An 11806-nucleotide genomic window follows, 5' to 3' on the forward strand; every position below is an offset into this window, starting at 1 on the left:
CAGCCTCAGCCCTTGGCCGGGGTCTTGATGTCGGCGCGGGCTTCCTTGAGGTGGGTGTAGCCGCCGACCACGCCTTCCTTCTCCCAGCGCTCGACCGAGAGCCGCGCGATCTCGTCGAGCGGAGTGAACTCGATATCGCCGAAATCGGCGAAGGTGCGGGAGGGGTCGAGCAGGATCGAGGCGGCGTCGTCCGGGCCGAGCGGCTTCATCTCGGGCTCCGGATAGTCGTTGAGCTTCATCGCCTTGACCACGGCGTCATAGAGCTCCTTGATCGCGACATCCTTGCCGGACGAGAAGTGATAGGTGCCGTTGCCCTTGCCGTTGGCGGCCTGGACGACGACCTTGGCGAGATCGCCGGCATAGCAGAAGTCGCGGCGGGCCGGCGTGACGAAGCACTTCTTCCCTTCGGCCAGGCGGCCGTAGAAGATCGGCAGCGGACCGGAGACGTTGCGCGGGCCGATGACGTTGGCGAGGCGGAAGGTCACCCAGTCGATGCCGGAGAACTGCACATAGTGCTCGCCGGCCGTCTTCGAGATCGCATAGCTCGAATTCACCGGATCGATCGGATGGTCGAGCGTGATCGGCTGCTGCAGCGGCTTGGTGCCGTAGCACAAAGCGGTCTGGAAATAGATCAGGCGCCCGACCTTGTGCAGCTTGCAGGCCTTGGCGATGTTGGCGCCGCCGACCGCGTTGACCAGCGCGTCGGTCTCCCAGTCCTCCGGGTCCTTGTAGGAGGCGGCGGTGTGCACGACGACGTCGGGCTTGAAGTCGGAGAAGAGCTGGTCGACCAGCTTCCAGTCGGTGATCGAGCCTTCGACCTGGGTCAGGCTGTCCTGGTCGAGCAGGTTGTCGCGCCGGCCGGTCGAGAAATTCTCGAGCGACATCACGGTATCGCCCCGCGCCAGGAACATGTCCGCTGCCGTCGAGCCGACCTGGCCGGAGCCGCCCGTAATGAAGACCTTCATCGTCTGTTTCCTGTGAATGCTGGAGTTACTGGGCCGCGACCTGGGCCGGCTCGACCTCGTCGAGCATGCGCCGGTATGACGCGGCACGGTCGTGGAATACCTGTTGCCAGAGCTCGAGGCTGAGCAGCCCCCAGGTCTTGCGCGAGAAGCGTTCGGCCTTGTCGAAATTGGCCAGGATCGCGTCGGAATTGAAGAACTCGCGATGGCGGTTCTTCTGCGTCGCGAAGATGTCGGCGACCATGTCCTTGAGCTCGCCCGAGAACCATTCCTTCAGCGGCACCGGGAAGCCCATCTTGTCGCGCCGCTGCGCCAGCTCCGAAGGCAGGTCGCCGGAGAAGGTCGACTTGATGAAATGCTTCATCTGGCCGCCCTTGAACTTGATGTCGGCGGGAATCGTCGCGGCGAACTCGACGACGGAATGGTCGAGCAGCGGCACGCGTGATTCCAGCCCGTGCGCCATCGACATCCGATCCTCGACCTGCAGCAGGGCGGGCAGCAGGCATTTGAAATCGAAATGCGTCATCGAGTCGAAATAGGCTTCCTTCTTCACGTTCCGCTCGGAATTGAAGATGGCCTGGAACCGCGCGAAGACGCCGGCACGATCGAGCGCCGACCAGTCGACCTCGTTCTCCATGTCGACGGAGCGATCGATCAGGCGGAAATAGCGCTCGTCCAGCGGACCGAACAGCCCCTTGGAGAAAAGCTGGCGGATCAGCGGCTTGTATTCCTGCAGCACCGTCAGGTGTGGAATGATCGATTCCGGGGTCACGACAAAATTGCCGTTGCGCTGCGTGCCGTCGATCGACGCCTTGAGGGCCTGCTCGAGATAGGCGATCAGATAGCGCGCATAGCCGCCGAAGATTTCGTCGCCGCCCTGGCCGCCGAGAACCACCTTGACGTGGCGGGCCGCCAGCTCCGAGACCATGTATTGCGGAAACGAGCCGGGTCCGCCGACCGGTGTGTCGAGATGGTAGAGCACCTTCTCGATATTGTTGCGGAAGTCGCTTGCCGTGATGTCGATCTGGTGCAGGTCGATGTCGCCGTCCCGGCAGGCCGCCTCGGCATAGGCGCTTTCGTCGTAGCCCTCGAACTCGGTGAACTTGCCGTGGAAGCCGATGCGGCCCGAGGCCTCCTCGCGCCCGGCGAGGATGCCGATCAGGCTGGAATCGATGCCGCCCGAGATATAGGCGCCGACGGGCACGTCCGAACGCAGGTGGACCTTGATCGAATCGGCCAGGCGGGTCCGCATCTCCTCGCCGAACCAGCGCGGCGTATGGTCCCAGTCGATGTCGTAATGGACATCCCAGTAGCGGAAGACCTTGACCTCACCGTTCTCCACCGTCAGCGCGTGCCCGGGCAGCAGCGTATGGATGTTCTTGAACAGCGTGTTCTCGCCGATCGTGTACTGGAAGGTCATGTACTCGGCCAGCGCGTCCGGATCGGTCGCGATCTCCGGCAGGACCGGCAGCAGGGCCTTCATCTCCGAGGCGAAATAGAGCACGCCGTCGACGACGGCGTAGTAGAACGGCTTGATGCCGAAGCGGTCGCGCGCGGCGAAGAAGCGCTCTCCGTCCCATAGGCCGAAGGCGAACATCCCGCGCAGATGACTGAGACAGTCGATGCCCCATTTGGCATAGGCAGCCAGCACGGTCTCGGTGTCGGAGGACGAGCGGAAATCCCAGCCGCCCTTCAGCTCGGCCATCAGCTCGACGTAGTTGTAGATCTCACCGTTGAAGGTGATGACGGCGCCATTGTCTCCAACCATCGGCTGATGGCCCGCGGCCGACAGGTCGATGATGGCGAGGCGCCGGTGCGCGAGACCGCAGACATCGCGCGGCGCAACCCAGACGCCCTGCCCGTCCGGGCCGCGATGCGCGATCAGCTGGTTCATCGCCGCGAGCGCGCTTGCGACCTTCGCGATCGGCTGGCGTGTCAGGGAGACCGCGCCTGCAATTCCACACATGGCAAACTTTCCAACGTCCAGCCTCCGGCAAACGCCCAAGACCATTTGAACGGACCGCCCGGATCCTTGAAGCAGGAGCGGTGTTTAACAGCCCGGCATGACCTTGTCATGCGGGGCGGAAACCGGGGCTCGATGCCTAGAGCGTCACGCCGACACGCTCGCCCCACATCCCGAGATTGACGATCCGCCACAGCGTGAAATCAAGGGGGCGCCTGCCGTCGAGCATCTCCTTGGCCAGGGAACGCACTCCATCGGCATTCATCAGCCCCGGATAGCGCGCCAGCGTCTTCTCGATACCATCCTCTACCTGCCCCCGCAGCGGTCCGCGGAACCAGATCTGCTCCGGCGTCGCGAAGCCGAGCTTGTCGCGCCGTTCGCGCACGCTTTCCGGCAGGACATGGGCCATGCCACGCCGCAGGACGCGCTTGGTGTCGCCGCCGACGATCTTGTGGTCATTCCCGAGCGCGAGGTCGAACTCGACGAGCGGATGATCGAGGAAGGGCACCCGCGCCTCGATGGAATGGGCCATCGAGTTGCGGTCCTCCCAATGCAGCAGCATGGCGAGATTGGAACCATAGGTCATCGTCATGCACAGCGTCCGGAGGTCGGCCACCGGTGGCAGGCCGAGTTCGTCGCTGGCCAGTTCGAGGGCCGTGCGGGGGTTACCCTTCTCACGCAGGATGTCCGTCCCCAACCAGTCATGCTGGGTGAGGGCGCGGTGCTGGCGCCGCAACAAGCCACCGAGACCGCGGGGCAGCAACGGCACGAGATGATGCTTGATCTGATCGGCGATCGAGGTGCCGTGATAGCGGTTGCGTTCGAGGATCGTGGTCAGCAGCTGACCGAAGCGCCGGCGCCGGGTCAGATCGGCCATGTAGTAGGAAAAGCCGCCATGGTAGCCGGCGAGCTGCTCGTCTGCCCCCTGTCCGTCGAGCATCACCTTGACGCCGACCCGCCTCGCCTCCTCGAAGACGCACCATTGCGCAAAGATCGAGGTCGAGCCGAAGGGCTCGTCCTGGTGCCAGGTGATGTCCGAGGCGCGCTGGAAGACGTCCTCCGCCTTCGGGAAGATATAATGCGGTTCGGTGTGCGCGTGCGCGACGACCGCATCCATGAACGGCTTCTCGTCGACGCTTTTCTCGGCGTAGCAGGCGGAGACGGTGTTGACCTTCGCTCCGCCGCCTCCAGAGCCCATCATCTGCGCCATCAAGCCGACGATGGAGGATGAATCGAGGCCTCCCGAGAGGCACGAACCAACAGGAACATCCGAGCGCAGATGCAGGCGGACCGATTCGGTCAGAAGCTGGCGGAAACGGTCCGCGGCCTCGTCCTCGGTCAAGGAGATATCGCCGGCAGTGGCCGGATACCAGCGACGTGGCAGCGTCTGCAGGGCAACGTCGCGGCTTGCATCGATCGTGACGCATTCGCCGCCGCGCAGCTGGAAGACGCCCTCGAACATGGTTTCGGAGGTGTGGTCGGAAATGCCCGAGGCAAGGAAGTCGTGCACGCGCGCGACGTTCATGCGGCCCGACACTCCGGGAAGACCGAGCAACTGCTTGATCTCGGAGCCGAAAGCCACGCCGCGCGGATTCGTCACGATATAGAGCGGCTTGATGCCGTAGCGGTCCCGAGCGGCGAAGAGCTTCTTGTCGCGATCGTCCCAGATCAGGAAGGCGAACATGCCGCGCAGCCGCGGCAACATATCTTCGCCCCAGAGCATATAGGCGCGAAGCAGCACCTCGGAATCCGATTCCGAGACGAAGACCTCACCCTTGGCCCGCATCTCCTCGCGCAGCTCGATATAGTTGTAGATCTCGCCGTTGAAGACGAGGCGATATCGCCCCGAGGCATCACTCATCGGCTGCAGGCCGGCATCCGAAACATCGATGATGGCGAGCCTGCGGTGGCCGAGCGCCACCGGGCCTTTCGGACTGGCATAGACCTCCCAGCCGCGACCATCGGGCCCGCGATGCGCGACAATATCGATCCGTTGCGGGTCGGGCTCGAAGCCGATCGACCCAAAAATGCCGCACATCCCGTAGCCTCATCAAAGCGGATCGGCCCCGCCAAACGTACGGCCGGAGCGCCCCGCGTGGCTTATAGTGATCAGAATTCCATCGGTCGAGAGTGCGACAATGTACGCACGGACGACCGCCGCACCTAAAAAGGCACGAGCCGGTTTGGAACTTCGTCGCATTGCGGCCAATCGATCCCGCGCCTATGCCACAGTACCAGTTCGGACGGATCGCTATCCGCCATTTGACGGGAACCGCCATGCCCGACCCCGCCTCCTCCGACCGCCGCCTGATCGGCAGCTTCGACCATGTCGTGATCGGGGCGGGTTCCGCCGGCTGCGTCGTCGCCAACCGGCTGGCAGCCGATCCGGCGACCAAGGTCCTGGTGCTCGAAGCCGGCGGCCTGGACGACTGGATCTGGTTCCACATTCCGGTCGGCTATCTCTTCGCGATCGGCAATCCCCGCGCCGACTGGCTGTTCCAGACCGAGCCGCAGGCCGGCCTCGGCGGGCGGGCGCTGGCCTATCCGCGCGGCAAGGTGGTCGGCGGCTCCTCCGCGATCAACGCCATGGTCTATATGCGTGGCCAGGCCGCCGATTACGACGGCTGGCGCCAGCGCGGCCTTGCCGGCTGGGGCTGGGACGACGTGCTGCCCTATTTCCTTGCGCATGAGGACCATATCGCGCCGCCGCCCGGCGGGCTGCACAAGGCCGGCGGGGAATGGCGCGTCGAGCATCCGCGCGTGCGCTGGGCGATCCTCGATGCCATCCGCGATGCGGCGGAAGCCGCCGGCATCGCCAAGATCCCGGATTTCAACACCGGCGACAATGAAGGCTCCTCCTATTTCCAGGTGAATCAGCGGCGCGGACGGCGCTTGAGCGCCTATCGCGCCTTCCTGAAGCCGCTGCTCGAGCAGAAGGAGCGCCATAACCTCCGACTCGAGACCCGCGTCCATGTCGAGCGCATCGTCTTCGAGGAGGGCCGGGCCAAGGCGGTCGAATTCACCCATGGGCTGGGCACGGCGAGCGAGGAGAAGCTCCGGGTCGAGGTCAATGGCGAGGTCGTGCTCTGCGCCGGTGCCGTCGCCTCCCCGCTCCTGCTCGAACGCTCCGGCATCGGCGGCGGGGCGCGATTGCAGAGCCTCGGCATCGAGACGCTGGTCGATGCGCCCGGCGTCGGCGAGAACCTGCAGGACCATCTCCAGATCCGGCCGGTCTACAAGGTCCAGGGCGTCAAGACGCTGAACAGCGACTATGCCAGGCTCTGGCGCCGGCCGCTGATGGCACTGGAATGGGCGGCTTTGCGCACCGGCCCGCTCACCATGGCCCCGTCACAGGTCGGCGCCTTCGCGAAGTCTTCGCCGCAATACGCGACGGCGAACCTGCAATATCATTTCCAGCCGCTCTCGCTCGACAGCTGGGGCTCAGGGCTCCACCCGTTCGACGCCTTCACGGCCAGCGTCTGCAATCTCAGGCCGACCAGCCGCGGCAGCGTGCATCTGCGCTCGGCCGATCCGCGTGATGCTCCGGTGATCTCGCCGAACTATTTCGACACCGAGGAGGACCGGCAGGTCGCGGTCGACGCGATGAAGCTGACGCGCCGCATCGTGGCGCAGACGCCGCTCGCCCGCTTCCGGCCCGAGGAATACATGCCGGGCGATGCCGCCCAGTCGGATGACGCCTTGCTCGCCGCCGCCGCCAAACTCGGGACAACGATCTTCCATCCGGTCGGCACGGCGCGGATGGGCAGCAACGATGATCCGGGCGCGGTTCTCGACGAGCGGCTGCGCGTGCGCGGTGTTTCGGGCCTGCGCGTCATCGACGCTTCGGTGATGCCGGCGATCACATCCGGTAACACCGCCAATCCGACGATGATGATCGCCGAGAAGGGCGTAGCGATGCTCAAGGAAGACGCACGCCGGTAGGGGTTGTCGCGCCGGGCGGCATGGAATTGCCGCAAATCCCGGCCTATGAATCGGCTGCGATGACCGAAGATCTTCCGCCCCCATCAGCACCGGAGCGTAGCCCGCTCACACGCGGCTTGCTCGCGGTCCTGCGCGCCGTCATCACCGTCTTCGTCGTCCTCGACGAGCTCCTGCGGCCACTCTACCGGCCGCTGCTGCGCCGGCTCGCGGAATTGCGCGTCATGCGCCGGCTCGAGGAGAGCGTCGCCGCCCTGCCGCCGCCGCTCGTCCTGCTGGCGCTGGCGGTCCCCTTCGCTATTGCCGAGCCGCTGAAGCTCTTCGGCCTCGTGCTGTTTGCGCGCGGGCAGTTCTGGCCCGGGCTGGTGGTCACCGCCTTCGCGCATCTGATGAGCTTCGTCTTCGTCGAGCGCATCTATCATGCCGGCCGCGAGAAACTGCTGCGCTATCGCTGGTTCGCCTGGATCATGGGACAGGTGGTGCGCGTGCGCGACAGCGTGCTTGCCCGGGTCAGGGCCACGGCTGCCTATGGCCTGGTGATGCGGACACGCGATGCCGTGCGCCACTGGTGGCGCACGATGCTGGCCTAAGTCTTTTTTGCCGCATTTTCTTCACGCGAACCGGTGTCCACTTCGCTCGCAAATGCTCTAGCGGCTGCGCGCCAGCAGGAAAAGCGCGCCGGCGGCGAACGCCGAGAAGGCGATCAGCAGCAGCGTCGAGAGCATGACGCCGCCGCGCTCCAGCGAGACGGCGAAGACGAGCGGCGCCGCCGCCTTGATGACGAGGCCCGGCGCCGAGAGCTTGCCCATGGTTGCGCCAAAGCCAACCGGACCGAAGAGCTGGAGCGGCACGGTGCCGCGCACGATCGAGCTCAGCCCCATGCTGATGCCGAAGGCGATGGCGAAGAGCCCGGCGACGACCGGAAGCGAACCGCCGACAAGGAGCAGAGCGAGACCGAGCGGCATCAGGCAGCCCGAGACCCAGGCCGTCGTGACCGGCGAGACGGCGCGGCCGAACAGCATCTCGACAAGGCGCCCTGCGACCTGCGACGGCCCGAGCATCGCGCCAATGCCGACCGCGACGGCCGCGCTGAGCCCGAAGCCCTGGAGCAGCGCGAGCATATGCACCGCCATAGCCGAGACGACGAAGCCCTGGAGCGAGAAGGCCAGCGCCAGCAGCAGGAAGGCGCGGCGGCGCGCATCGCCATGGAGATAAGCCAGCTCCGGCTCCTGCGGGGCTGGCGTAGCCGCATCCACGGCCTGCGCGACGACCGGCCGCTTCACCCGCCCGGGCAGGAAAAACAGGTGCAGGGGCAGGCAGACCAGGAACTGCGAGAGGCCGTAGAGCCGGTAGACGCCGCGCCAGTCGAACATCCCGAGCAGGCTCGAGGTCAGCGGCCAGAACAGGGTCGAGGCGAAGCCGCCGATCAGGGTGAGCTGGCTGATGGCGCGGCGTGCCTGGCTGCCGCGCGCCTGCGTCAGCGCAGCGAAGGCAGCGTCGTAGAACACAGCGGTGGTCACCGCCTGCAGGGCAACCATCGCAAGCGTATAGCTGACGATGCCGCGCGCCTCGGCCAAGGCGAAGAGCGAGAGGCCGGCCAGCGCGGAGCCGATCGTCATCACCAGCCGCGTGCCGTAGCGGTCGATCAGGCTGCCGGTGACGGGCGCGACCGCGCCACCCAGCAAAAGGCCGATCGCGAAACCGCCGAAGGTCCATTCCGGCGCCCAGCCGAAATCGGCGGTCATGCGCGGCGCCAGCACGGTGAAGGCATAGAACAGCGTGCCGTAGCCGAAGACCTGCGTCACGCCGAGCGCGGGGATCAGCGAAGGGCCGCCCGGCCGGAGGAATCTGGGCGAAGCCATCGCCGCCACCTGCTGTCGCTCAGACGATCTGGTTGCGCAGGTTGGCTTCGCCGCGTTCGAGGCGACCCAGGTTGTCGAGGAGGATATCCACCACATTGCCTTCATAGGCGCGCGTCTCGCCAGCGCTGTGCGGGGTGACGATGACCTGCGGCATGCGCCAGAAAGGCGAGATCGGCGGCAGCGGTTCCTCATGGAAGCAGTCGAGCCCGGCGCCGGCGATGCCGCTGTTGCCGAGCGCATCGAGCAGGGCCATCTCGTCGACGACGCGGCCGCGCGCGACATTGATCAGGAAAGCGCTCGGCTTCATCGCGCCGAGGATGCGGGCATCGATCAGCCCCTCCGTCTCCGGTGTCAGCGGGCAGGTCAGGGCGACGAAATCGGCGCCGGCCACAGCCTCTGCGAGCTTGCTCGGATGCGCGACAGCCTCGACATGCGGTTGCGCCTCGGCGCTGCGGCGCACGCCGATGACGCGCATGTCGAAGGCGGCCGCCAATTTCGCCAGCCGCAGGCCGATGCGGCCGAGCCCGACGATGACCAGCGTCTTGCCGCCGAGCTCGTCCTCGCGCTGCGCCCTGTCGCCGATCATCGGGCGCCAGAACTGCTTCGCCTGGTTGTCCCGGGCGAAATGGATCTGGCGGGTCAGCGCCAGGATCAGCGACATCGCATGTTCGGCGACGGCCCGCTCATTGCTACCCTGGGCGCTGGCGAGGCGGATGCCGGCGGCGCCGATCGCCGGTTTGTCGAACTGGTCGGTGCCGGCGCTGACCGACTGGATGAAACGCAGCTTCGGCAATCGCGGCAGCAGGTCGTTGCGCCAGAGCCCGGAGACGACGAGCACATCGGCTTCCGGCGCCCGCTCGCGCAGATCGTCGAGGCTGTTGACCTCGAAACTTTTCGCAGTGCGGCCGCGCGTCAGGAACTCGTCCCGAAGCTGATAGGCTGCATGCGCGAAGCCGATCGTCAGTTCGCCTTCCGGCGGCAGGAATGCCATGCGTTGTCTCTCCCCGATTCCTTTTCGATGGACGTTAGCGGGCGCGCCCGCTCCTGTCCCCGCACTGGCCGCATGCAAGCTTCACGCTGATGGCGATGCTCAGGGGGCATCGACGCTGAGCGCCGCGTGCAGGCGCGACCAGGAAAGTTCGTCGCCCGGCAGGCCGAAACGCAGGCGATCCAGCGCATTCTGGAAGCGGCGAACATAGATGCCGTGCCGGCCGAGACGAGCGAAGAGCGTCGCCGCTTGCGGCGTTTCGAGGAGGCGAAATAGCGTCGTGCCGCCGACGATACGGCCATGCGGGGCGAGCAGGCCGTCGAGGCGGGCGGCATCGTGGGCACGCTGCGCGCCGGTCTCGGCGAGCCAAGCAGCATCCGACAGCGCCTGTGCGCCGACATGGAGCGCCGGGCCGGCAACCGACCAGGGACCGAGCGCCGCCTTGAGGCGCGCGATCAGGTCAGGCGCGCCGATGGCGAAGCCGAGCCGGAGTCCGGCGAGACCGTAGGTCTTGCCGAAGGAGCGCAGCACGATGGCTCCAGCCGGAAGGTCAGCAACGATGCTGGCCTCAGGCGTGAAATCGGCGAAGGCTTCGTCGACGACGAGGAGGCCGCTGTGGGTGGCGCAATGCGCGGCCAGGCTCGTCAATTCGGCTTGCGACAGCACGCGCCCATCGGGATTATTGGGGTTGACCACGACAATGGTCACAGCCGCCTCGGCAGGCGCCGCAGTTTCGCTGACGGCGTACCCCGCCTTGCGCCAGGCATGGCCGTGCTCGGCATAGGTCGGGCCGAGGATCACGACCGGTCCGGCGGGCGCCAGGCGCGGCAGCAATTCGATCAGGATCTGCGTCCCGGGCGCCGCGACGATGCCGGCATGCGCCGGGACGCGGTATGCAATACGGGCCGCCGCAAGGAGCGCCGCCTCGTCATCCGCGCCCGGCAGGCGCGTCCAGAGGCTTAACGGCAGCGCCGGAAGCGGATAGGGGATCGGATTGATCCCGGTGGAGAGATCGACCCAAGGCTCAGGCGCTTCCGGAAAGAGCGCGCGGGCCGTGGCGAGATCGCCGCCATGCCAGATACCGTCCTCAGCCACGACCCTGCTTGCGCCCTGCATGAACCTCTCCGCCAGCCTGCCGCTGCTCGTGCTCGCGCTGACCATCGAGGCGGCGTTCGGCTATCCCCAGCGCTTCTATGCCGCAATCGGCCATCCCGTCACCTGGATCGGGAGGTTGATCGGCGGGCTGGACCGATCGCTCAATCGGGAAGCCGCTTCCTTCGCCCTGCGCAAGGCGATGGGCGTGCTGGCGCTCCTGCTTCTGCTCGCCGTCGTCATCGCGCTGTCGGTGCTGATCCAGCACCTGTGCCTCTCCTTCGGGCTTCTCGGCCTGATCCCGCTCGCGCTCCTCGCCTCGACGCTGATCGCCCAGCGCAGCCTCTACGAGCACGTCGCCCGCGTCGCCGAGGGGTTGGAGCGGGAGGGGCTCGACGGCGGGCGTCGTGCCGTCTCGATGATCGTCGGGCGCAATCCGCAGACGCTGGATGAACCCGGCGTGTCGCGCGCGGCGATCGAAAGCCTCGCCGAAAATTTCTCGGACGGCATCACCGCGCCCGCCTTCTGGCTCGGGCTCGGCGGCTTTCCCGGCATAGCCGCCTACAAGGCGATCAACACCGCCGATTCGATGATCGGCCATCGCACCCCGCGCCATCTCGCCTTCGGCTGGGCGGCGGCGCGGCTCGACGACCTCGTCAACCTGCCGGCCTCGCGACTGACGGCATTGCTGCTGGTCGTCTCGGCAGCGCTCGATCCGACGGCGGATGCCGGCGGCGCCTGGCGGGCGGTGCGGCGCGATGCCGGCAAGCACGGCTCGCCCAATGCCGGCTGGCCTGAAGCCGCGATGGCCGGAGCGCTCGGCCTGCGCCTCGCCGGGCCACGCGTCTATGGCGAGACCCGCGTCAACGACCATTGGATGGGCGATGGCCGGGCCGAGGCCAACGCGGCCGATATCCGCCGGGCGCTCACGCTCTACAAGCGCTCCTGCGGCCTGCTCTGGGCGCTGGCGGCGCTGTTCGCGGCCTTGACGCTGCTCTGA

9 protein-coding genes are annotated in these 11806 nt (G+C 66.7%); 3 read left to right on the forward strand and 6 right to left on the reverse strand.

What is annotated here, in order from left to right:
• Positions 1–5 precede the first annotated feature (5 nt).
• The 3 genes from BLQ70_RS15990 to asnB (BLQ70_RS16000) form a co-directional block, all read right to left on the reverse strand.
• Positions 6–965 carry an NAD-dependent epimerase/dehydratase family protein gene (locus BLQ70_RS15990; RefSeq protein ID WP_091858473.1) on the reverse strand — a complete coding sequence of 320 codons (960 nt, stop codon included), beginning with the start codon at positions 963–965 and terminating at the stop codon, positions 6–8.
• A 25-nt stretch (positions 966–990) separates the two neighbouring features.
• Positions 991–2928: an asparagine synthase (glutamine-hydrolyzing) gene (asnB, locus tag BLQ70_RS15995; RefSeq protein ID WP_091858476.1), complete on the reverse strand. Its 1938-nt coding sequence runs from the start codon at positions 2926–2928 to the stop codon at positions 991–993.
• A gap of 136 nt (positions 2929–3064) precedes the next feature.
• Complete coding sequence (gene asnB / locus BLQ70_RS16000) at positions 3065–4963, reverse strand: asparagine synthase (glutamine-hydrolyzing) (RefSeq protein WP_091858479.1); 1899 nt, start codon at positions 4961–4963, stop codon at positions 3065–3067.
• A 239-nt stretch (positions 4964–5202) separates the two neighbouring features.
• Between asnB (BLQ70_RS16000) and BLQ70_RS16005 the strand changes: the two genes are divergently transcribed.
• Together BLQ70_RS16005 and BLQ70_RS16010 are read left to right on the forward strand one after the other, a co-directional pair.
• On the forward strand, positions 5203–6867 hold the full coding sequence (locus BLQ70_RS16005) for a GMC family oxidoreductase (protein WP_091858483.1): 1665 nt from the start codon (positions 5203–5205) through the stop codon (positions 6865–6867).
• A gap of 59 nt (positions 6868–6926) precedes the next feature.
• On the forward strand, positions 6927–7454 hold the full coding sequence (locus BLQ70_RS16010) for a hypothetical protein (protein WP_091858850.1): 528 nt from the start codon (positions 6927–6929) through the stop codon (positions 7452–7454).
• Between the two features lie 57 nt (positions 7455–7511).
• On the opposite strand, the gene BLQ70_RS16015 is transcribed toward BLQ70_RS16010, so the two are convergent.
• The 3 genes from BLQ70_RS16015 to cobD all read right to left on the reverse strand — a co-directional run bounded on the left by BLQ70_RS16015 (position 7512) and on the right by cobD (position 10830).
• Positions 7512–8726 carry an MFS transporter gene (locus BLQ70_RS16015; protein WP_170843436.1) on the reverse strand — a complete coding sequence of 405 codons (1215 nt, stop codon included), beginning with the start codon at positions 8724–8726 and terminating at the stop codon, positions 7512–7514.
• Positions 8727–8745: 19 nt separating this feature from the next.
• Complete coding sequence (locus BLQ70_RS16020) at positions 8746–9717, reverse strand: D-2-hydroxyacid dehydrogenase (protein WP_091858488.1); 972 nt, start codon at positions 9715–9717, stop codon at positions 8746–8748.
• A gap of 99 nt (positions 9718–9816) precedes the next feature.
• A complete protein-coding gene (gene cobD / locus BLQ70_RS16025; protein ID WP_091858853.1) occupies positions 9817–10830 on the reverse strand; it encodes a threonine-phosphate decarboxylase CobD in 1014 nt (337 codons plus the stop codon).
• On the opposite strand from cobD, the gene cbiB reads away from it, so the two are divergent.
• Positions 10829–11806, forward strand: coding sequence for an adenosylcobinamide-phosphate synthase CbiB (cbiB, locus tag BLQ70_RS16030; RefSeq protein ID WP_091858490.1), 978 nt, complete (start codon positions 10829–10831; stop codon positions 11804–11806). The two genes, cobD and cbiB, sit on opposite strands and share 2 nt — an antisense overlap.

The organism is Allobosea robiniae (assembly GCF_900102525.1).
GTDB classification, from domain to species: domain Bacteria; phylum Pseudomonadota; class Alphaproteobacteria; order Rhizobiales; family Beijerinckiaceae; genus Allobosea; species Allobosea robiniae.

Bases quoted from the DNA above. Each gene is read 5' to 3' on its own strand.
- asnB (WP_091858476.1), bottom strand. From the start codon at position 2,928: ATGTGTGGAATTGCAGGCGCGGTCTCCCTGACACGCCAGCCGATCGCG.
- BLQ70_RS16005 (WP_091858483.1), top strand. From the start codon at position 5,203: ATGCCCGACCCCGCCTCCTCCGACCGCCGCCTGATCGGCAGCTTCGAC.
- BLQ70_RS16015 (WP_170843436.1), bottom strand. From the start codon at position 8,726: ATGGCTTCGCCCAGATTCCTCCGGCCGGGCGGCCCTTCGCTGATCCCC.
- BLQ70_RS15990 (WP_091858473.1), bottom strand. From the start codon at position 965: ATGAAGGTCTTCATTACGGGCGGCTCCGGCCAGGTCGGCTCGACGGCA.
- BLQ70_RS16020 (WP_091858488.1), bottom strand. From the start codon at position 9,717: ATGGCATTCCTGCCGCCGGAAGGCGAACTGACGATCGGCTTCGCGCAT.
- asnB (WP_091858479.1), bottom strand. From the start codon at position 4,963: ATGTGCGGCATTTTTGGGTCGATCGGCTTCGAGCCCGACCCGCAACGG.
- BLQ70_RS16010 (WP_091858850.1), top strand. From the start codon at position 6,927: ATGACCGAAGATCTTCCGCCCCCATCAGCACCGGAGCGTAGCCCGCTC.
- cbiB (WP_091858490.1), top strand. From the start codon at position 10,829: ATGAACCTCTCCGCCAGCCTGCCGCTGCTCGTGCTCGCGCTGACCATC.
- cobD (WP_091858853.1), bottom strand. From the start codon at position 10,830: ATGCAGGGCGCAAGCAGGGTCGTGGCTGAGGACGGTATCTGGCATGGC.